The sequence below is a fragment of the Sporosarcina sp. So3-204 genome, from assembly GCF_058068165.1.
On the sequence record NZ_CM176485.1, the window covers coordinates 2,818,298 to 2,839,522 of the forward strand.

Below are 21,225 nucleotides of genomic sequence, written 5' to 3' on the forward strand. Positions count from 1 at the left end.
TAGCTATTTAATACAAATAACAATTATAAAGTCTTCTTAAACTATACTCTTCGCTTCATACTTCAATGCAAGAAGTTTATAAGATATTTGAACACAATTTTCAATTGGAATCCATAGCTTATGTGTGTTTTCGTAAATTGTACGAATTCTTTTCGCTAAATCTGTTGGATAGTCAAGTCGGTGTAATTCTGACACAACCTCAACGATTTCAAGTTCATAAGCCTTTTTTCCTTCATCGAATGGATCCCATTGCTCAAGAATTGTAACCGCTCTCTTATTCATATCAATTATATTCACAACGAAGTCTCCTATGTTTTCTGTTAGTTATATATATGATACCATAAGAAGAGTAAAAGGAAAGAGGGATTAGAGTGAGTGTATTTAATAATGTAATTGAACGTCGAAATACAAATTCTTTTAAATGGGATCAATTAGAATTGGTCTACGGCATTGAAGATGGATCTGATATTTTACCAATGTGGATCGCAGATATGGATTTCGCGGCACCTGCTGTTGTCATTAATGCAATTAAAGAAAGACTGGATCACGGTGTCTTCGGTTATACATTTATTTGTGATGCTCAAAAAGATTCTATCAGAAATTGGTTGTCTGAACGCCATTCATGGGATACACAAAACGACTGGATGCTCTTTCATCAAGGTGTCGTTCCAGCTATATCATCCGTCATTGAAACGTTTACTGAGAAAGGCGACGGTATCTTAATAACAACACCAGTTTACCACCCGTTTTTCCTTGTTCCAGAACGCATGGAGCGGACAATCGTTGAGTGCGACTTAGTAGAGAATGAAGGTACATACTCGATTGATTTCAAAGCATTTGAAAAAGCATTACAGAAGAACGTAAAACTATTCATTCTCTGTAATCCACATAACCCAGGTGGAGTCGTATGGACTGAAGAAGATTTAAAACAAATGATTGCCTTATGTACTAAATATGATGTGCTTATCTTATCAGATGAAATACATGCTGACTTAGTACTTCCAGGCCACAAACATATCCCGCTTGCTAAAGTAGCAGGTGAACAAGTGGATCGCATCATTACGACAATAGCGCCAACGAAAACATTCAATATAGCCGGGGTTCAAATTGCTGTTATTATCGCAACAAACGAGGCTATTCGAAATAAACTAGACACAACAAGAATGTTACATGGTTTAATGGATCCTGGTCCAATTGCCGGTACTGCTTTAAAAGCTGCGTTTTCAGAAGGTGAACCTTGGCTCGCAGAATTAATTGAAATCGTAGGATTGAATATGGACTATGTTATTCACGAACTTACTTCAACAATTCCAAGCATTAAAATTAATAAACCCGATGCTTCCTATTTATTATGGATAGATTACCGGGATACAGGTTTAACTGAGCCAGAAATCATGGACAAGCTATTAAATAAAGGTAAACTCGCTCTTGAACCAGGAACTAAATATGGTGAACGCGGAAGAGGCTTTCTTCGTATGAATGTTGCTTGTCCTAAAGCTACTGTTGAAGATGGTGTGCAACGCTTTATAAAAGCATTAAGTTAAATAAATTCTTCATAGATTTTAGTTATCCATACTTTTTGAACATAAAAACGAACACCTTCAATTATGAAGGTGTTCGTTTTTATTTGCTTCTTGACGTTCTTTTAAAATACGTTCTTCAAGCTCTTTTGTCTCTTCTGCCTGTTTCTTTGAATTCCGTTGTATCCACATAAAAGTGAGTACTAACAAAATCATAAAAAATGCAAAAGAAATCGCAGCTGGAATATATTCTGACTTATCTTCTGGAAAGTAAAGGAACGGCATTAATAGTACGTTCATTTACGTACACTTCCTAACTTTGGATGATTCACAAGGCATATTATTTTTGAAGGATTTCAATCGATTCAATTTTAATATCTTCAACAGGCTTATCTTGAGCACCTTTTTTTACTGTAGCCATTTTGTCGACTGTATCCATGCCCTCGATTACTTGACCAAAAACAGTGTGTTTATGATCCAAATGAGGTGTTCCACCCATTTCTTCATAAGCTTCTATGATTTCATCAGGGAAACCAGCACTCTTTAATTGTTTACCTGTTCCGCGTGGAAGTTCTGATGCTTGAACAATGAAGAACTGGCTACCATTTGTGCCTGGTCCAGCATTAGCCATTGATAATGCACCGCGTAAATTAAAAGCATTTTTTGAGAATTCGTCTTCAAATGAAGCGCCGTAAATACTTTCTCCGCCCATTCCTGTTCCAGTTGGGTCTCCGCCTTGAATCATGAAATCATTAATAACACGGTGGAAAATGATACCGTCATAATAACCATTTTCAGCATGTGTTAAAAAGTTTTCTACTGTCTTTGGTGCAATTTCAGGGAACAATTTAATTTTTATCGGTCCCATTGTTGTGTTCATAACAACTAGTGCTTCGTTTCCTGCTACTTCTTTAGATAACTGTGGATACATAATTATTTCCTCCTATTATTGTGCGTATTATTTTGTTGGTTTTTGAACAATTTCAATCGATTCAATTTTTACATCATTAACCGGTCGGTCGTTGACAGCTTCTTCCTGCGCAATTTTATCAACAACGTCCATACCTTCAATGACTTGTCCAAATACCGTATGTGCTTGGTCAAGATGTGGTGTTCCACCTAGTTCAAGATAAGCTTCTTTGATTATTTCTGCATACTTAAACTCTTTTTCTTGATTAAGGGAAGCATCATCCACGCTTGAATTTTGCACAATGAAAAACTGACTGCCGTTCGTGTTAGGACCTGCGTTAGCCATGGAAAGTGCTCCGCGTAAATTGAATAGCTTATTCGAAAATTCATCCTCAAATGAACTACCAAATATGCTTTCTCCGCCTCCTCCAGTTCCATCAGGATCTCCACCCTGAATCATGAAGTCATTAATAACACGGTGGAAAATAAGACCATCATAATAACCATCTTCTGCATGTGTTAAAAAGTTTTCCACTGTTTTTGGTGCCATTTCTGGAAATAACTTAATTTTAACGCTACCAAGAGTAGTGTTCATGACAACGAGCGCCTCATTATCTGCAACGTCTCCTGATAATTGTGGATAATCACTTACATTCTCACTTAAGCTATCTGTTGCCGGGTCATCCTTTGGTACTTCTTCCTTAACTTTGTCTTTACCACAAGCTGCAAGGCCTGTTAGTAGTAAAACGATTAGTAAAGGATAAACTAATTTTCTCATTCTCAATCACCACGTTTTAGTCTATCATATCGATGTCTCAATTTCGATTATTAAGCACCTTATTTCCTTCGAGTTTCGAATTGTTTTATACTAAGGAAACAGCAAGTCAATGAAAGTGGGTTTACACATATTATGGACGTAAAAAAAAGAAATTTTCTAATCATATGGATATGCAATTTTTTAGCAGCAGGTACGACAACAATGATCATGCCTTTCCTTTCAATTTATATCGATACATTTGGCGATCATTCAGCAGCTTATGTGCAGAAATGGGCTGGTTTAATTTTCGGAGCTACATTTATAACTGCAGTGATTATGTCTCCAATATGGGGACGAGTTGCTGATAAATATGGTTTTAAACCTATACTGTTAATAAACTGCTTTGGTATTGCAACTTTTATTTTCTTAATGGGCTTCGTCCAATCAGTTGAAATGTTTTTCCTTTTAAGATTGGGTATGGGGGTTGTAACAGGCTTTATTCCAACATCTCTTGCCTATATTTCTTCCCAAACGCCTAAGAAAGAAGCAGGTAAAACACTTGGAACACTTCAAACCGGTAGTGTTACTGGAATGCTTTTCGGACCTGTATTCGGGGGATTATTGGCAGATTCATATGGGTTTCAATACACTTTTATTATTACAGGGGTGACTGTGACAATTGCAGCTTTAATTATATTATTTGGAATAAAAGAGACGGTGCGTGTTAAAAGTGTATTGGCGATTAGTTACTCTAGGAAGACTATTTTAAGTGCGTTACTACGCCACCGACTAATGCTAAATGTAATGATAGTAACAGTGCTTATTCAAATCGGTAACTTTAGTATTCAACCTCTTCTTTCTTTATATGTTGCCGAATTGACCGATACAAAAGATGTTGCATTTCTTGCAGGGATTACATTTAGTGCTGCAGGTATAGGTAATTTACTGTTTGCCAGGCGCTGGGGTAAGCTCGGTGATGATATTGGCTACGAAAAAGTGTTATCAATTTTACTTCTTCTCTCCTTCCTCTTTGTCATTCCACAAGCATTTGTTACTCATTTATGGCAACTCATTATTTGTCGTATCTTATTTGGTATTGCAGTCGGGGGTATGATTCCTGTTACGACAGCGCTCGTTAGAAGAGAAGCACCAATTGACGTTCAGGGTGAGGTCATGGGTTATAATACGAGTTTCCGTTTTCTAGGTAATATTATCGGACCAATGTTCGGGGGAATAATTAGTGGTTTCATCGGTATCTCTAATGTTTTCTTTGTAACCGGCTCGCTATTTTTAATCGCTTTCGCTTTCCTATATTATGTGAGAAAAAGACCTCAACAAGACTTTGAAGACTTTCTTATGGAAAAATAAAATTTTAGCACACTCATTTCACTTGAGTGTGCTAAAATTTTATATATGAATCAATTTCATAATGCGTACTTTTAAAAAATCATATAGAAACAGAATTAAAAATGATTTCTTAAAAAAACGAATGAAGTAGCTGATTATGCTGTTTCAGATAATTGAAGTTGAAGGAGTCGATCAACAGCAAGTTTACTAGCGTTGTACGCGATTTGAACTAAATCAAAATGAACCTTGGCTTTTTCACCAGTACAATGATAAATCTGATCTAATAGAAAATATCCTTTGAGGTATGCATTTACACGTTCAACGGAACTTCGTTCCTTATAAATTTCATCCCATTTTACTGAGCCACGTGCTGGCGCAGTGTAACGTCTCAGGTCATCAGTGATTTTCTTTTTATAAACCTTCTGACATAAAGTATCAGTAGCGAGTGGACAATTCTTACATTCCAATGGACGTGTGTATTTCAGTGTTTGATACTTACTGTCGAAGCTATCATAACGATACGAATGTTCTCGAACACATGTCGGTGTGAAATATTTATCAAAGCCTATAGGCTCAGGTTCATTCTTCTTATTATAAGCAATGATAGATTGCGATCCGTTACGATAAATTTGTTCGTAAATTGGGTTGTAATCGTAACCTGCATCCATTGTTACGTAGTTTATTTTTAATAAAGGTAGACGTTCTTTAGTACCTTTTAATAATGAGATTGCAGCTTTTCCATCATTAAGACTGCCTGAAGAAAATAGAGATTGAAGAATATATTGACTTTTCGTCCCAACCGCTAGATGACATTTAAATCCATACCAAAAGATGTTCTTCCCTTCACTGTTTTTCTTTATTCCCCATTTGGGTTCAATAGGCACAGAGGAACGAAGTTCCAATAGGGATGCATCAAGTTGATTTTCAATTTTCTTTTCATAGAGCGGAAGGTTCGCTTCCTTTTCAGCTTTTTCAACTAGCCATTGTTCATGTTCTTCTTTCTTTTTTCGGCCACGCTTTTTGGGTTCTTTTTTAACTTTATCCGATTTAAATGGAGCACGATCACGCGCTTCAACATGTGTTGCATCAATAGCTATCGTTTCATCTGATACGAAACCTTCTGTTATCGCTTGGAGAAGAAGACGTTCTTGAACGATTTCTAAAGTATCAGATTCGCTAATGGATGCAATCATACGGGAATAGGAAGCTTCCGATGGAATCTCATCAGATACTAAGAATCCACAATCAACCTTAAACCGTAAATCTGTAGTGAGACGCTTTACAAGGTCCTTAATAAATGGAATGCGTTCGGTGATTCGAATAACCAACGAATAGATCATAGCAGAATAATTAAGTGATTGTTTAGGTCCAAAACGAGACTTTTTCATCATCACGTCAAGGATGGGATGTATGTCAATAACCGACAAAATCGAATTAAATCGATGGGTAGGTTCCAAGTCGAATAAAACTTGCATGTCAAACAGGCTTTCTTGTCGTATAATAGGCATAGAGCATTTCTCCAGTCTGTTAATGTGTGTGTGGTAACTCTCATTATACAGGATTTGGGGAGGTGCTCTATTTTTTTGTGATTTAACACCTAGAGCCCCAAGGGCTCAGAAATATGAAATTGATTCATATAAGTAAAAATACATACACATATTAATTCTTTCAAATTAAATAAACGCTACGAACGGAGGCCCTCCACTGAAAAAAGTATTCGGCTTTTTAATCATTCTTATAGCCATCCCCACCCTTATTTTTGTCAACTCCGAAATAGTTGTACAGTTGGGGTATGCAGATACATTTAATGAACATATTACCAATTCAATCGAATTAACTGCACCTAGTCAGGATGTTCCAGTAGTGATGAAAGATAAAGATGGCGTCATTTTTTCAGAGGAGTATATAGAATGGCGAAATCCCCTACCACTTTCCGAAATCCCTCTTATTGCCAGGCAATTATTTCTAGAAAGTGAAGATAAGGAATTCTATCATCACCGAGGTTATGATGTGGCCGCAATAGCAAGGGCATTTGTTATGAATTCATCTTCTGACAGTTTCTCACAAGGCGGTTCTACAATTACGCAACAGCTCGTACGTATGCGTTTTTTGACGACAGATAAAACATATGAACGAAAACTAACAGAACTATTCTACTCAGCAGAACTCGAAAAGCAATTAGAAAAAAATGAAATACTAGAGGGTTATATGAACGAGATGTATTTTGGTAACAAAGTTTACGGAATTGGTGGCGCCGCTACCTATTATTTTAGTAGACCACTAGAAGATTTAAATGAAGGAGAGATTGCCTTTATTGCAGCCATTCCAAACAACCCATCTCTTTACGATCCAGTTAAAAGCTTTGAAAAAACGAAAAAAAGACAAGAACGCCTTATAGATACACTTTTGAATAATGGCGTAATACTCATGGAAGAGGCCATCCAATATAAAACAACGCCTATTGTCTTAAAGATTAAAAAGAAGGTAAATTATTCACCTACATACAGCACATTGGTCTTAGCTGAGCTTGAAGAACTGATTGGGAATTCAGAAGGTTTTACTGAAAAAATGGCTGAGGCCAAGGATGAAGATATGCGAAATATCTTACGTAAACAATTAAAATCGCGTACTTCAGCTATTATAGCAACTGGAGTCATGATTGAAACAGCCTATAATTCTTCAAAACAAGTTAGAAATGAACAGGCAATTACCTCTTTATTGCAACCAGAAGATCTTCAAGCAGGTTCCGTTGTAATTGATAATAAGACACGGGAAATCGTCAGTGCCTACGGTGGGAAAAACTATAAAAAAGCTGATTTTCATCGGGCCTTTCAGGCTGTTAGACAACCAGGTTCAGCGATAAAACCACTACTGGTCTATGCCCCTTTATTCGAAAGCGGCAGCTATACAGATAATATGACTGTCAATAGTGGAAGTCTTTGCATTGGAAGTTATTGTCCGAAAAACTTCGGAGGTTATGTATACGGGAATACAAGTATTCGGACCGCTTTTCGAAATAGTTATAATACAGCAGCAGTTCGGCTTCTTCAACGTGTTGGCATTGAAGAAGCCTTCACGTATCTTGAACCTTTCAAATTTCAATCAATAACATTGCAAGATAAAAATTATCCAGCTGCACTTGGTGGCTTTTCTAAAGGTATGACACCTCTTGAAATTGCCGGCGCTTATACCAGTTTCATAGACGGAATGTATACACCGGTACATGCAATACGTTCAGTAAAAGACAACGAAGGAAACGTATTATATGCTTGGGAAAATAAAAAAGTTGAAGTTTGGTCACCAAATACGGTAGCGACAATTAGAGATTTATTAAAAGATGTTGTATTAAACGGAACTGGTGTAGGTATCCCTTACACAACCGCTTATACAGGTGCAAAAACTGGAACCACGGATCAGTATAAAGATCTTTGGGTAGCCGGTATGAATGAGCATTATACGACAGCTGTTTGGGTTGGCTACGATAAGCCTCAATCCATGCAAAAACTAAGTAAAAATAAAATCCATTTACGTATATTTTCTGCTGCCCTTAGTGACTAGTATTAATTATGCCTAGGCGTAATTAATACTAGTCTTTTTTCAAGCTGGAGGCATTTTTGTCAGCACTAGTACATCGTTAGCTTAACTTAATACAGCTCGGGTTTAAACATCCCCCTCTGAATTAAGTTAAAAATGGTAGACTCGCTAAAAAACCGTTATAAAGTTTTAACAATATGTAAATTAATGAAGACAACAATACAGCCCATAATACTATTTCGAAAATAATAAGACCTATTGTGCTGGTAGGCGTTAAAAATTTACTTAAAGAATACACATTATATATAAAATATATAATTGTTGTAATAACGAAAATGATTACTAAAAACTTAATCGAATTAATACCTCCAGCTGTTGTAAGTGCACCAAAAAAATAGACGACGTTACCACCGCGACCAAGATGGTAGGAACTACCTTCATCATCCTTAGAAAATAATAACATTGCTGTTTCATGAATTGTCTCCGCAATTAGTTTTAACGCAGCAAATAACATGAAGTACAGCAGCATATAGATAACAAGTAGAAATAAACGTAGCTGCAGATCTGTTAAAAATTCACGCATGCCAGAATATAAACCAATTTCCCTAAATAAATCAATCGACAAACTTACTGAATATACACCAAATGTTAAACTAAATAACAGTATTGTCACAAATGGTAAATAGCCATATATATATGGATTTTTCATTAGACACCCTCAAAAATTAAATTATTTCATCTGAATCAATTTCATAATAACCTTAATCTGCTACAACGACGCAACATATAGTTTGAGAACGCTTCAACTCAACTATATATTGTGGTGGTGTAGCAATAAAACCCTATTATGAAATTGATTCTTCTACATATACTATAAGATATTAATCTAACTATGCAACACTATTTATCATTGTACTAGCAAATGATTAACAGTTGTATAGACCTATTATTCACTTGTCGGAATACCAATAAACGATATCAATTATGAAATACTTAATTAGTTTTAGGGAAGGAAGGTTAAAATGATTCTTGGGCTCTCCATCATACTTATATTTGTTTTATTTATGCCTTTTACCGTTAAGCTAGTCGAGAGGAACTTGGAAGTATTTCTATTTATTATGGGGATAGCAGCGGTTATTGTGAGCCAAGTTCTTAATTTTGATCTTATTAAAAAAGCATTAGTAGACCCGGTTTATATAACTTTAGCAGTTCTTGTGGCTGGTCTACTTTTTAGATGGCTACAAGGGCCAATAGAAAGAGGTATTTTGACAACAAGTAAAGCTATTCCCTACAGAATTTTCATAGCACTATTTGTCATTATACTTGGTCTTATTTCTAGTATCATTACAGCAATTATTGCAGCAATCGTTTTGGTTGCTGTCGTATCAGTCCTCCGACTTGACCGTAAATCGTCAATACGACTTGTTATATTAGCTTGTTATTCTATTGGGCTAGGCGCTGTATTAACACCGATTGGTGAACCCTTATCAACGATTGCTACTAGTAAATTAAATGAAGAATTCTTTTATTTATTTAAATTATTGGCAAGAGATATTATTCCTGGAATAGTCGTTTTTGCACTATTAGCCGCAGTCTTTGTTAAACCAAATAAGCATGGCTTTAGTAAATCAAAAAGGCTACAAAAGGAATCTTACTCTGAAATAATTGTGCGTAGTTTCAAAATTTACTTATTCGTAATGGCTTTAACATTTCTCGGTTCGGGATTTGAACCGCTTATTAATAAGTATTTACTCAATCTCAATCCTTATATTTTATACTGGATTAATATGATTTCGGCCATATTGGATAATGCAACACTTGCAGCAGCAGAAATCAGTACTTCAATGGATGATAATACAATCAAGGCAATTCTTCTCGGACTTCTCATTAGCGGTGGTATGTTAATACCCGGAAATATACCCAATATTATTGCAGCCGGTAAATTGAATATCACAAGTATTGAATGGGCAAGATTCGGTGTTCCAATTGGCCTAGTTGCTATGGTTGTATACTTCATCATAATTATTGTAGTTCACTAAACTGCCAAATTTTCATATTCTTAATTAATAAAGCCCGGGAATCGAGCATATCGGCTCTTGGGTAATATCTTTATGATAAATCACATAATAATCTACTTCACATTACGCTTTAAAACGCTTACATTTCTAGACAATCGCGTGTATCATCTAATATGCAATAACACTTTAACTTGTTTTAGTTTCCTATACAAAACGGGCTATTTTAAGTTATACTTTAAAACATTGAAATGAATAACGTTTATTCATTTGGGAGGAGGATTTTTTTGGATTTTGTATTATTAATTTTTCTGCCTATTGTGGCAGCCATTTTCGTACCATTCCTTTTCAAAAAAATGAAGTCAATACATACTGGATGGTTCGTTTTGGTAGTTCCGCTTATCCTGTTCATCTACTACCTAAGTTTTATTAAGATGACAATGGAAGGCAATGTAGCGGTTTCTGAGATATCATGGATTCCATCACTCGGCATTTCATTTGTCTCCTATATCGATGGGCTTAGCCTGTTATTCACATTACTCATTACAGGAATTGGTTCACTTGTCGTACTTTACTCTATTTTCTATCTTGATAAAAAACGTGAGCAGCTGAACAACTTTTACGTATATTTACTTATGTTTATGACTGCAATGCTTGGAATTGTGCAATCCGATAATATGATTTCCCTATATCTTTTTTGGGAGCTAACGTCAATTTCATCATTTTTACTCATTGGTTATTGGTACACAAGAGATGGATCACGATTCGGCGCGCTAAAATCGATGATGATTACAGTTTTTGGTGGACTAATGATGCTCGGAGGTTTTGTTCTCCTATCAATAATGGGTGATACATATTCCATTCGTGAATTAATCGCGAATGCGCCTAACCTGATCGAAAGTAAGTATTTCAAGCTTGCCCTCGTCCTCGTATTGCTCGGCGCATTCACAAAGTCAGCCCAGTTCCCATTTCACATTTGGTTACCTGACGCAATGGAAGCACCAACCCCTGTCAGTGCATACCTTCACTCTGCCACGATGGTAAAAGCTGGACTTTATCTAGTCGCACGCTTTACACCGGTGTTCGCATTTTCAGAAGTATGGATTTGGCTTGTGATCGGAATTGGTCTACTCACCTTATTCTGGGGTTCATTCTTTGCTGTGAAACAAACAGATTTGAAAGCGATTCTTGCTTTTTCTACGATTAGTCAACTTGGTCTAATTATGTCACTTCTTGGAGCAGGTGCTATTTCCTTTCATGTCGATGGGGCAAATGTAGACATCTTTAAATTCGCCGCGTTTGCTGCGATATTCCACTTAATCAACCATGCCATGTTCAAAGGTAGTTTGTTTATGGTAGCAGGGATTGTCGACCACGAAACAGGGACAAGGGATATTAGAAAACTCGGGGGCTTAATGAGTATTATGCCTGTAAGTTTCACCGTCGCTTTTATCGGCTCGATGTCTATGGCTGGATTGCCCCCGTTTGGTGGATTCTTAAGCAAAGAATTATTTTTAACATCAATGCTTGCTCTTCCACAATTCGACATGTTCAATTTCGCAACTTGGGGAATCGTGTTACCCATCATTGGTTGGGTTGCAAGCGTCTTTACATTTGTTTATAGTTTTTATTTCGTCTTCAAAACATTCAATGGTAAAAGAAAATCTGCTGCACTTCCAAAGGAACCGCATGAAGCACCATTTGGTATGCTTGTCTCCCCTGTTATTTTGGCAACTGCCGTTGTCGCGATATTCTTCATTCCGAATTGGATTGGGAAAACATTTGTGAATCCAGCAGTTCTCGCTATGCAAACCGGCTTGTACAATCATCCAGATGATATCGGGATTCATGTATTAGCTTGGCATGGTTGGGATGCACCTGAACTTTGGATGACAATTGGTATCATTGTAGTAGGTACCATTCTTTTCTTAACAATGTCAAAATGGCAAAAACTTTACGATGTTCAACCGCAATATTTGTCATTAAATGCATTGTACGATTCGATGATGATGTTCGGTGAAGTGGGGATGAATCGCTTGTCTCGTTTTTATATGACGGGCCTTATCCGCACATACCTTATTTATATGTTTTCGTTTATCGTTATCCTTACAACAGCAACTTTGTTTATTCGCGATGCCTTTATTGTAGATATGGATAGCTTCACGCCTTTGAATGTATATGCTATTTTAACAGCAATCATTCTAATTCTAGGTGTGGGAATGATTATATTTGCAAAAACCAGATTAAGTGCAATTATCGCTTTAGGTGCTGTTGGTTATTCTGTAGCATTGTTCTTTGTTATTTTCAAAGCACCGGATTTAGCACTTACTCAACTAGTCATTGAAACAGTTTCAGTTGCGTTGTTTTTATTGGCGTTTCAACATTTACCAGCACTTAAAAAACATGGTGAAACGAAGGGTGTTCGTTTAGGCAATCTTATAATTGCTGCAGCTGTTGGGATTACAGTCACACTAGTGGCATTATCTGCTCACTCACAAAAACTGATTCCTTCCATTTCACAGTATTATAAAGATACGGTTTTAACAGAAGCAGCGGGTGGGAATATCGTTAACGTTATTCTCGTAGATTACCGAGGATTCGATACATTATTTGAAATTGCTGTCTTAGCAATCGCGGGAATGGGCGTATTCGCTATGATTCGTTTGCGTCTTTCTGGAAAGGAGAATTCTGATGAAAACAAATGATGTCATATTACAGACGACAACTAAAGTTGTATTTTTCATCATCTTTCTTTTCTCTATTCACATTTTCTTTGCCGGCCATTTTGCACCAGGGGGAGGATTTGTTGGAGGCCTTTTAACGACTGGCGCCATTGTCCTTCTTTTATTAGCCTTTGACCTAAAGACAGTTCAAAAAGCTTTACCTTTTGATTTTATGATTGTTGTTGCCATTGGTTTACTTCTCGCATTCGGTACGGCAGCAGGGTCTCTTATCTTCAATGTTCCGTTTTTCACACATGCATTTGGTGAGTTTACGTTACCGCTATTCGGTGTTTCAGAATTACATACCGCGATGGCCTTTGATGCAGGTGTTTATCTAGTTGTTGTTGGTTCAACGATTACGATGATCCAAATGATTGGAAGTGATTCGTAATGGAGTTTTTGATGGCCATTGTGATTGGGATTTTATTTATGGCTGCTGTATATTTAATTTTGTCCAGAAGCCTTTTACGCATCATTATAGGGACAGGCCTTCTTAGTCACGGTGCACACTTACTCATTTTAACAATGGGCGGTCTTGGCGGCACTTCACCACCTGTATTAGCAGATGGTGTGACTGATTATGCAGATCCTCTTCCTCAAGCCTTAATTTTAACGGCTATAGTAATAAGTTTCGGTGTGACAGCTTTCATGCTCGTCCTTTTTTACCGAACATATGAAGAACATAAAACTGATAATATGAATTTAATGAAGGGAAATGACGAACATGATTAATCTTCTATTACTACCGATCATTTTGCCGTTTTTCTTCGCGATACTGCTTCTTTTCTTCAAGAAGCACGTCCTGATACAGAGATTACTGACATTGTTCGGTTTAATCATTAGTTTGATTGCTGCACTTGTTCTTATGAGTAAAGTAAAAACGGATGGCGTGCAAGCGGTAACTTTAGGTAGTTGGTCGGCACCATTTGGTATTTCTATGGTCTCAGATATGACTTCTGTATTACTCGTCACGACGTCAATTTTGATTACGCTTTTTGTTGTGATATATAGCTTTACTGCGATTGGTTCAGAACGAGAAGAGAATTATTATTATCCTGCAATTCTCTTTATGTTAGTAGGTGTGAACGGCGCATTTACAACTGGTGACATTTTCAACATGTTCGTCTTTTTCGAAGTACTACTCATGGCTTCTTATGTGTTAATTGTATTAGGTGGAGAGAAAAAACAACTTCGTGAATCGATTAAATACATACTTGTAAATGTCATTTCCTCAGCTTTGTTTGTCGTAATGGTTGCACTTTTATACTCAGTCATCGGTACGTTGAATATGGCTGATATATCAGTCAAAATTGCAGAAATTGGTCAACCTGGAATCATTACAGTGATTGCTGTTCTATTCCTTCTTGTGTTCGGAATAAAAGGAGCGATTTTCCCGCTTTATTTCTGGTTACCAGGGTCCTATGCTGCACCGCCTATGCCCATACTGGCATTATTCGGAGCCTTACTAACGAAGGTCGGCTTGTATGCGATTATGCGCACGTACACATTGTTTTTCATCCATGATATGTCATTCACACACGAATTACTCCTAGTGCTATCGGTTATCACCGTTATTGCAGGATGTATTGGTGCACTTGCTTATTTCGATGTGAAACAAATTATGATTTACAACATTGTTATCGCTGTCGGTGTTATTTTATTCGGAGTTTCACAAATGAATGAAAACGGCATGACAGGTGCAATGTTTTACCTAATTCATGACATGATTATTAAAGGCGCTCTATTCATTCTGATAGGAATAATTATTGCTATTACTGGTACGTCTAATTTACGGAAAATGGGCGGTCTGATGAAAACCCATGCACCTCTTGGCTGGATATATTTAATCGCTGCATTTGGATTAGCAGGGATTCCACCTCTTAGCGGTTTTGCAGGGAAATTGCTCATCATTAAAGGAGCCTTTGAGGCAGAAAATGTTTTGGGCGCAATCATTATTCTAGCTTCCAGTTTAATTGTTCTTTTATCGGTCATTCGAATTTTCATCTATGCCTTTTGGGGAGAACCTGCGAAATTACCAAATACAAACCGCAAGTCATACCAAAAAATGATGATCCCAGCTGTAATGCTAGTTATTATTTCCATCATATATGGACTTGGGACTGAATTGATTTTGCCGTATATGACGGATGCCTCAGATGTATTACTAAAACCGTCTATCTATATTGACGCGGTTCTAAAGGAGTAGATGACGATGGCTTTCCAAATATTGTTGAACTTTTTCATTGCACTAACATGGATGTTCATGAGTTCTTCGATGACGGCTACGACATTCGTCATCGGTTATTTAATCGGGTTACTACTTATCATTTTAATGAGACGATTTTTCAAAAAAAGACTTTATATCGATCGACTATGGGCGGCTTTCAAATTGTTGATTCTTTTCTTTAAAGAATTAACACTGTCCAACATTTCGGTATTGCTCGTTGTAATACGTCCTAAATTAAATATTCAACCTATGATTTTTGCTTTGCCAATTGATTTAGAACATGATTGGGAAGTTACACTACTATCAAGTTTAATCACGCTAACACCAGGAACAATTGTTGTACATGTCTCTGACGATCAGAAAACACTATACGTTCATGCAATCGATGTGGATGATGTGGATGACGCTGTAGACTCTATTAGAAATACATTCGAAAAAGCGATTAAGGAGGTAAGTCGACTATGATGACGTTTATTTTCATTTCTCTTGTACTTGTTTTGTTATCGATGGTTGGCCTACTATATCGCGTTTTCCGTGGACCTTCTACTCCTGACCAACTTATTGCATTAGATGCAATTGGGGTTATGTTCATTTCAGCCATAGCGCTACTGTCTATTTTATTTAAAACACATTTCTTTATTGAAGTCATTTTGTTAATTGCAATCATTTCCTTCATTGGAACGGTTGCCTTCTCCAAGTTTATAGAGAAAGGAGAGATAATTGAGCGTGATCGCAATAGCTAACATACTCATAATCTTATTAATCTCTATAGGGGTCATTTTCACAGCAGTTACTACAATCGGTATCTTACGACTGCCTGACGTGTATACGCGGGCACATGCAGCATCCAAGAGTTCAACATTCGGGGTACTATGTATTTTAAATGGGCTCCTCCTTTATACTTGGGTTATTGATGGCTATTTTAGCGTTAAGCTCATCCTCGGTATCGCTTTCTTGTTTATAACCGCTCCAATTGGGGGGCATCTCATGGCACGTGCAGCTTATATTTCTGGTGTTAAGCCTACTAATCTAACGGTCGGCGATGATTTAGCAGAAGTTGTAGAAGCTGCTAAGAAAAAGAATTCAAGCATAAATAAAACAGATGACAACCAATAATTTGGTTGTCATCTGTTTTTTCATTTTTAATATCCGCCGTAGTAGCCATATGGTGGATACGAGTAACCGCCATAATATGGTTGATATGGTTGATATGGTTGATATGGATAGTATGGATAATATGGTTGTTGTGGATAGTATTGCTGATTGTTGTAGTTGTTGTTTGGAAACAGAACACTTCCAAGTAAACTACCTGTAAAACCACCTAAAAATGGTCCCCCAATACCAAAACCTTCACCAAAGCCGAAGCCGCGTCCACCTCCGAAGCCCCCTCTATGTCCGTATCCGCGATTGAAATTATAAGAATTACGTGGCATTTCCCTCCCCCTTCCTCACTATCCTATTCTAGGTTGAGCGAGGCTAAGTAGGCGGTTGCCCTTTATTCTTTACTTATACCTAATCGTTCCACAACAGTCGCGAGTGTTCGTACCATGACACCCGTCGCCCCTTTTGGTCCTAGATCATGTACAGATTCTGCATCAGATGTTCCAGCGATATCTAAATGAATCCAAGGCGTATCCCCTGCAAACTCGCCCACAAATCCGCCTCCAAAAATCATATGACCATCGCGTCCAGGTGAATTATTCAAATCAGCTACATCGCTTTTACGAATGCGTAATTTGTCATTTTCAGTGATAGGGAGTCGCCAGACAAACTCATCCGTTTCAATGGATGCATGCATAAACTCTTCAAAGAACGCATCATCGTTCGTAAGCGCACCTGTCTTGTCCATGCCTAGTGCAACAATAACACCACCTGTAAGAGTCGCCACGTCAATTATAGCGTTAGCCCCAGACTGCAATGCATAGGTTACTGCATCAGCCAATACAAGACGACCTTCAGCATCTGTATTTAGAACTTCTATTGTCTTCCCGCTTAGTGAAGTAATTACATCATCTGGTTTAAAGGCTTCTCCAGATACCATATTATCTGTAGCCGCTATCACTGCAATAACATTCTTAGCTGGACGTGTTTCTCCAATAATAGACATCGCACCAAGAACCGCAGCTGCTCCACCCATATCGCCTTTCATACCAACCATGCCATCCTTCGGTTTTAATGAATAGCCCCCTGTATCATAGGTCACACCTTTCCCAACTAACCCTATGACATCTTTCCAGTCATCTGTAGCCATATATTTGAGGACAATAAGCTTAGGTTCTTCTACTGACCCTTTATTGACAGCTAGAATTGCGCCCATCCCTAGCTCTTCCATTTCTTTTTTGCCTAGCACTTCGATTTCAAAATCATATTTCTCTGCTAGGACTTGTGCATATTTAGCCATTTCAGTTGCAGTCAATAAATTAGGTGGCATGTTGACGAGATTTCTCGCTTCATTTACGGCATTAGCATGAATACACCCTATCTCAAAAGCGGCTTTCATTTCTTCTTGATCAATTGAAGCTGTTGTTAAAAATGCAACTATCTCTAGCTCGAAATCACGCTCATTCGAGGTCGTTTTATAATCATTAAATTGGTATCCGCCTAAGCCTAACCCTTCAGCTGCAGCAAAAATAACATCTTCGCATGTTAACTTTTCATTTGTGAAAGGTGCCGTCCAAATTGCAACTGAAGAAGCATTTATTTTTAAAAGCTCCTTACCTACAGCCGCAAATACTTTGCGTAATAAATTATCCGTTAATGATTTATTCACACCTAATCCAATGAATATTACTCGTTTATAAGTATTTGTATTGAAAGAAGGTATTTTCACAATTTCTTTGTAATCGGTTTTTACATCACCTGTTTTTATCCACTCTGGTAAAGCTGTGTGAAATGAAGAAACAAATTCTTCCCATCCCTCAATGTTTTCCGGATTTTTAGGTACACCTATTAAAAGTACCTCTTCTTCTACTTTACTGAAATCTTGTTCCATTAGTTTAATTTTCATGAAAACCCTCCTGGTTTTTTATACACTATTATTAACATACTACATTCATAATTATAATCGAATTCATCACGACCTGTTCATTTCTATATGCAAGCCCATTACATATTAGTCGATTAAATTAACAACAGAAATAGAATAAAATCATATGAATTAATAGATAACTGTATTTCACAATCAAAGGATGTGTTATACTAATTTTATAAATTTTATCAAACATTCAAATGAATTATTTAGAAATGGAGTGGAAAAATAATCGGTATTTTTCAGAATATCCCGCTCCTAGCGGCTTTATTCGGCATCATATTCGCACAATTCATTAAGATTCCTGTTCAATTTATTATTACACGGAAAATTGACTGGAAGCTAATGACTTCAACTGGCAGTATGCCTAGTTCCCATTCAGCTGCCGTTACCGCACTTACTACTGCAATTGCATATGAAGCAGGACTCGACTCACCTCTGTTTGCTGTGTCTGCAATATTCGGTGTCATTGTTATGTTTGATGCTACGGGTATCCGCTATCAAGCAGGACAACAAGCCGTTATTATTAATCAAATGCGAATAGATTTCCAAACTTTTGTTCAAGAAGCTAAAGGTTGGCAAGATAAAAATGAAAAAGAAAAGATGCAAGAGCTTAAAACATTACTCGGCCATAAACCGAGTGAAGTATTTGCTGGCGCCGTAACTGGAGTATTAATTTCAGTTGTTATATACACATTTATTGTCTGAAAAAAACGGAGTATCTGAGCAAAATTGCCCAAACACTCCGTTTTTTCTATTTTAATCTACAATTTAAAACATTTGATAGCCTTGTTTTCGTAAAAGCTTAATGACAAAACCCGCTATAATTGCACCAACAAGACCACTAGAAAGGATTACAATATCCACCGTATGTAAGGCCATAACTTTAGTTCCTAGAAGTTTAAAAGCATATGCTGGTTTCGTAAAATACTCATATAATCTTACTTCATCAATAATGAAAATGACAATAATGGGATAAATAATAGCCATTAGCCAAGTCATTCTTAGTAACATATTTAACAAAAATCCAATACCGAAAAACATGACAATAAAAATCAAAATAGATAACACGACATGCGTCAATGAAATTGTTCCGCCCAATATGATTACCTCCATTTTTACATTCATAATTTTACATGAATCGAGTGTAGCTTACAACTCTATAGGAGAAGTTCAGATATTTGTCGGATTTAGGCTCGGTAATAATAAATTATAATTGACGACCTTATCATTACTTAATTAGTTTGATTCAGTTAAAAAATAATTTATAAGATGTATAGCCAAATATTTCGCCCGGACTCCTCGTTACTATATCTTGAAATCCCAAGTCTATTACCTTTTCTGCAATTTCTTTAATCATAACAGAAGTATTTGGATCTTCTTTTAAATCAATAGGGCTACCCCATTTAACTTCAGCTATTTCTTTTGTTTGCGGTATTAACAACTGGTCATTATCATTTGGAAAGAGTAAAAATATTGCCATATTATCACTTATTAAATCTTTAATTACACCTGTCCTAAATCCAATCATACTATCTACTCGGCAATCAATACCCGTTTCTTCTTTCACTTCTCGTACTGCAGCTAGATCAATCGTTTCGCCTTCATCTACAAATCCAGCTGGGAATGACCACTTTCCTTTTAACCCACCATACTTTTTCTTGACGACTAACCATTCACCTTTATCATTCATAACAAGTCCAGCAGATGCCAACCAAACATTTCCTCTTTTTGATTCAGCCATTTAATTCCTCCAAAAAAAGCATCTATTGTCCATTTATGACAGTAGATGCTTCAAAATAATTTTTTTATATTTTAAAGGAAGTTGAACTTTCCTTTTTTAATGACAAGCGCTGGACCACCGATAATAAATAGAGCACGGTTATCTATTACTTTCTTCATGAATGAAGCTTTTTTACCTGTGATTTTTTTACCAAATACATCACCTATAGCATCATCACTACCAAGTGAACAAACACTACCTTTTAAATCAGGTTCGAAATCAAATGTATTTAAACCTTTAACTAATAAACCAATGTTTTTTGCACAAGTTTCACCTTGTTGCATAGCTATTTGAGCAGTTGGTGGGAATGGACGGTTAATTTCTTCGTTAATCATTAACGCACAATCCCCAACGATAAATACATCAGAATGACCTGGAGCACGAAGATCTTTATCTACTTTCACACGCGCACGCATGTTTTCAATACCAGATTCTTCAATAAGATGATTTCCACGAACACCAGCAGCCCATACAACCGTGCCTGCTTTAATGAACTCGAATTCTTCTTCGCCTGTTTTAATTTTAACGCCTTCAGGAGTTGCTTCAACAACAGGAGTTCCTATTGAGAATTCAATTCCTTTAGCTTCTAATGCATTCACGGCATACTTAACAAGTTCCGGATCAAAACCTGGTAATACCATTGGTGCAGCTTCAACACAAAGGACACGAACTTTTTCAAACGGTACATCATATTCTTTACAAAGTTCAGGCACACGATTACCAAGCTCACCTAAGAATTCGATTCCCGTGAAACCAGCTCCCCCGACGATAATAGTTAAACGACTATCGTCTTTAACTTCATCTAGCGACCATGATGCAAATTGGTAATCAATATGATCACGTATTTGGCGTGCTGCTTTAACATTAGCGATAGACAACGCATACTTATCAAGACCTGGAATTCCAAATGTCTCACCCTCGAAACCAAGAGAGATTACGAGATAATCGTATGTATGTGTCCCAACATCAGTTGTTATAACTTTACCCTTAACGTCAATCGCTTCAACTGTTGCTTGAATAAATTGAACTTTGGTTTCATTAATAACACTTCTAATATCATAACGCACTTGTTCAGGAGACAATGTTCCTGCAGAAGCTTCATGAAGCCATGTCGATTCGTAGTGATAATCATTTTTATTAATGAGTACAATATCAACTTCATCCGTACTGAATGTCTTCTGCAAATTGACGACTGTTGTTAAACCACCGTATCCTGCACCTAAAACTAGTATTTTCGGTCTTTTCACGGAAATCGAAACCACCTTTAATTTTTTTATTTTATTTTATCTGGAATAAGTAAAAATTGATATTTAAAAACCTATACTATTTAACGATTTCTTCCCAGCAATTTACTTAGCCCTAGTAATTGTCTAATTAAGACA

At 36.8% G+C, this 21,225-nt stretch carries 23 protein-coding genes; 12 read left to right on the forward strand and 11 right to left on the reverse strand.

Features of this window, described 5'->3' with window-relative positions; genetic code table 11:
* Nucleotides 1–36 precede the first annotated feature (36 nt).
* Nucleotides 37–297, reverse strand: a complete 261-nt coding sequence (locus AC3RV6_RS13870; protein WP_489746596.1) for a DUF1871 family protein — start codon at nt 295–297, stop codon at nt 37–39.
* A gap of 74 nt (nt 298–371) precedes the next feature.
* Here AC3RV6_RS13870 and AC3RV6_RS13875 point away from each other — a divergent pair, with 74 nt between their 5' ends.
* Complete coding sequence (locus tag AC3RV6_RS13875) at nt 372–1,544, forward strand: MalY/PatB family protein (protein ID WP_489746597.1); 1,173 nt, start codon at nt 372–374, stop codon at nt 1,542–1,544.
* Between the two features lie 57 nt (nt 1,545–1,601).
* Here AC3RV6_RS13875 and AC3RV6_RS13880 read toward each other — a convergent pair whose 3' ends face one another.
* From AC3RV6_RS13880 to AC3RV6_RS13890, 3 genes are read right to left on the reverse strand one after another with little or no spacing between them, the layout of a single operon-like run.
* Entirely contained in the window at nt 1,602–1,820 is a 219-nt protein-coding gene (locus AC3RV6_RS13880) for a hypothetical protein (RefSeq protein WP_489746598.1), read from the reverse strand.
* A 40-nt stretch (nt 1,821–1,860) separates the two neighbouring features.
* The gene (locus AC3RV6_RS13885; RefSeq protein WP_489746599.1) at nt 1,861–2,451 is read right to left on the reverse strand and encodes a peptidylprolyl isomerase; all 591 of its coding nucleotides are present in this window, start codon (nt 2,449–2,451) and stop codon (nt 1,861–1,863) included.
* 27 nt (nt 2,452–2,478) lie between these two features.
* Entirely contained in the window at nt 2,479–3,207 is a 729-nt protein-coding gene (locus AC3RV6_RS13890; protein ID WP_489746600.1) for a peptidylprolyl isomerase, read from the reverse strand.
* A 132-nt stretch (nt 3,208–3,339) separates the two neighbouring features.
* Between AC3RV6_RS13890 and AC3RV6_RS13895 the strand changes: the two genes are divergently transcribed.
* A complete protein-coding gene (locus tag AC3RV6_RS13895; RefSeq protein ID WP_489746601.1) occupies nt 3,340–4,554 on the forward strand; it encodes an MFS transporter in 1,215 nt (404 codons plus the stop codon).
* Nucleotides 4,555–4,688: 134 nt separating this feature from the next.
* Here AC3RV6_RS13895 and AC3RV6_RS13900 read toward each other — a convergent pair whose 3' ends face one another.
* The gene (locus AC3RV6_RS13900) at nt 4,689–6,041 is read right to left on the reverse strand and encodes a transposase (protein WP_489746479.1); all 1,353 of its coding nucleotides are present in this window, start codon (nt 6,039–6,041) and stop codon (nt 4,689–4,691) included.
* 358 nt (nt 6,042–6,399) lie between these two features.
* Between AC3RV6_RS13900 and AC3RV6_RS13905 the strand changes: the two genes are divergently transcribed.
* The gene (locus tag AC3RV6_RS13905) at nt 6,400–8,091 is read left to right on the forward strand and encodes a transglycosylase domain-containing protein (protein WP_489749263.1); all 1,692 of its coding nucleotides are present in this window, start codon (nt 6,400–6,402) and stop codon (nt 8,089–8,091) included.
* 121 nt (nt 8,092–8,212) lie between these two features.
* Here AC3RV6_RS13905 and AC3RV6_RS13910 read toward each other — a convergent pair whose 3' ends face one another.
* Nucleotides 8,213–8,776, reverse strand: a complete 564-nt coding sequence (locus AC3RV6_RS13910; RefSeq protein WP_489746602.1) for a DUF5366 family protein — start codon at nt 8,774–8,776, stop codon at nt 8,213–8,215.
* 313 nt (nt 8,777–9,089) lie between these two features.
* Between AC3RV6_RS13910 and AC3RV6_RS13915 the strand changes: the two genes are divergently transcribed.
* From AC3RV6_RS13915 to mnhG, 8 genes are all read left to right on the forward strand, one after another.
* Nucleotides 9,090–10,106 (forward strand): DUF1646 family protein, encoded by a 1,017-nt coding sequence (locus AC3RV6_RS13915; protein ID WP_489746603.1) that lies wholly within the window; start codon nt 9,090–9,092, stop codon nt 10,104–10,106.
* Between the two features lie 227 nt (nt 10,107–10,333).
* Nucleotides 10,334–12,787 (forward strand): Na+/H+ antiporter subunit A, encoded by a 2,454-nt coding sequence (locus AC3RV6_RS13920; protein ID WP_489746604.1) that lies wholly within the window; start codon nt 10,334–10,336, stop codon nt 12,785–12,787.
* A complete protein-coding gene (locus AC3RV6_RS13925) occupies nt 12,774–13,196 on the forward strand; it encodes a Na(+)/H(+) antiporter subunit B (protein ID WP_489746605.1) in 423 nt (140 codons plus the stop codon). Before AC3RV6_RS13920 ends, AC3RV6_RS13925 begins: the two co-directional genes overlap by 14 nt.
* Nucleotides 13,196–13,537 carry a Na(+)/H(+) antiporter subunit C gene (locus tag AC3RV6_RS13930; protein WP_489746606.1) on the forward strand — a complete coding sequence of 114 codons (342 nt, stop codon included), beginning with the start codon at nt 13,196–13,198 and terminating at the stop codon, nt 13,535–13,537. The genes AC3RV6_RS13925 and AC3RV6_RS13930 overlap by 1 nt, the downstream gene beginning before the upstream one ends.
* Nucleotides 13,530–15,011, forward strand: a complete 1,482-nt coding sequence (locus AC3RV6_RS13935; protein ID WP_489746607.1) for a Na+/H+ antiporter subunit D — start codon at nt 13,530–13,532, stop codon at nt 15,009–15,011. The genes AC3RV6_RS13930 and AC3RV6_RS13935 overlap by 8 nt, the downstream gene beginning before the upstream one ends.
* A gap of 6 nt (nt 15,012–15,017) precedes the next feature.
* Nucleotides 15,018–15,497 (forward strand): Na+/H+ antiporter subunit E, encoded by a 480-nt coding sequence (locus AC3RV6_RS13940; RefSeq protein WP_489746608.1) that lies wholly within the window; start codon nt 15,018–15,020, stop codon nt 15,495–15,497.
* On the forward strand, nt 15,494–15,775 hold the full coding sequence (locus tag AC3RV6_RS13945; RefSeq protein WP_489746609.1) for a Na(+)/H(+) antiporter subunit F1: 282 nt from the start codon (nt 15,494–15,496) through the stop codon (nt 15,773–15,775). The genes AC3RV6_RS13940 and AC3RV6_RS13945 overlap by 4 nt, the downstream gene beginning before the upstream one ends.
* Complete coding sequence (mnhG, locus tag AC3RV6_RS13950) at nt 15,759–16,148, forward strand: monovalent cation/H(+) antiporter subunit G (protein ID WP_489749264.1); 390 nt, start codon at nt 15,759–15,761, stop codon at nt 16,146–16,148. The genes AC3RV6_RS13945 and mnhG overlap by 17 nt, the downstream gene beginning before the upstream one ends.
* Nucleotides 16,149–16,174: 26 nt before the next feature.
* Here the strand turns inward: mnhG and AC3RV6_RS13955 are convergent, their stop codons facing one another.
* Together AC3RV6_RS13955 and AC3RV6_RS13960 are read right to left on the reverse strand one after the other, a co-directional pair.
* Nucleotides 16,175–16,465 carry a hypothetical protein gene (locus AC3RV6_RS13955; RefSeq protein ID WP_489746610.1) on the reverse strand — a complete coding sequence of 97 codons (291 nt, stop codon included), beginning with the start codon at nt 16,463–16,465 and terminating at the stop codon, nt 16,175–16,177.
* Nucleotides 16,466–16,527: 62 nt separating this feature from the next.
* Nucleotides 16,528–18,039: a leucyl aminopeptidase gene (locus tag AC3RV6_RS13960; protein ID WP_489746611.1), complete on the reverse strand. Its 1,512-nt coding sequence runs from the start codon at nt 18,037–18,039 to the stop codon at nt 16,528–16,530.
* A gap of 252 nt (nt 18,040–18,291) precedes the next feature.
* Between AC3RV6_RS13960 and AC3RV6_RS13965 the strand changes: the two genes are divergently transcribed.
* A complete protein-coding gene (locus tag AC3RV6_RS13965) occupies nt 18,292–18,768 on the forward strand; it encodes a divergent PAP2 family protein (RefSeq protein WP_489749265.1) in 477 nt (158 codons plus the stop codon).
* A gap of 63 nt (nt 18,769–18,831) precedes the next feature.
* On the opposite strand, the gene AC3RV6_RS13970 is transcribed toward AC3RV6_RS13965, so the two are convergent.
* From AC3RV6_RS13970 to AC3RV6_RS13980, 3 genes are all read right to left on the reverse strand, one after another.
* Nucleotides 18,832–19,104 carry a YuiB family protein gene (locus AC3RV6_RS13970; RefSeq protein ID WP_489749266.1) on the reverse strand — a complete coding sequence of 91 codons (273 nt, stop codon included), beginning with the start codon at nt 19,102–19,104 and terminating at the stop codon, nt 18,832–18,834.
* 205 nt (nt 19,105–19,309) lie between these two features.
* Nucleotides 19,310–19,804 (reverse strand): NUDIX domain-containing protein, encoded by a 495-nt coding sequence (locus AC3RV6_RS13975; RefSeq protein WP_489746612.1) that lies wholly within the window; start codon nt 19,802–19,804, stop codon nt 19,310–19,312.
* Nucleotides 19,805–19,875: 71 nt separating this feature from the next.
* Nucleotides 19,876–21,090: an NAD(P)/FAD-dependent oxidoreductase gene (locus tag AC3RV6_RS13980; RefSeq protein WP_489746613.1), complete on the reverse strand. Its 1,215-nt coding sequence runs from the start codon at nt 21,088–21,090 to the stop codon at nt 19,876–19,878.
* Nucleotides 21,091–21,225: the final 135 nt, after the last annotated feature.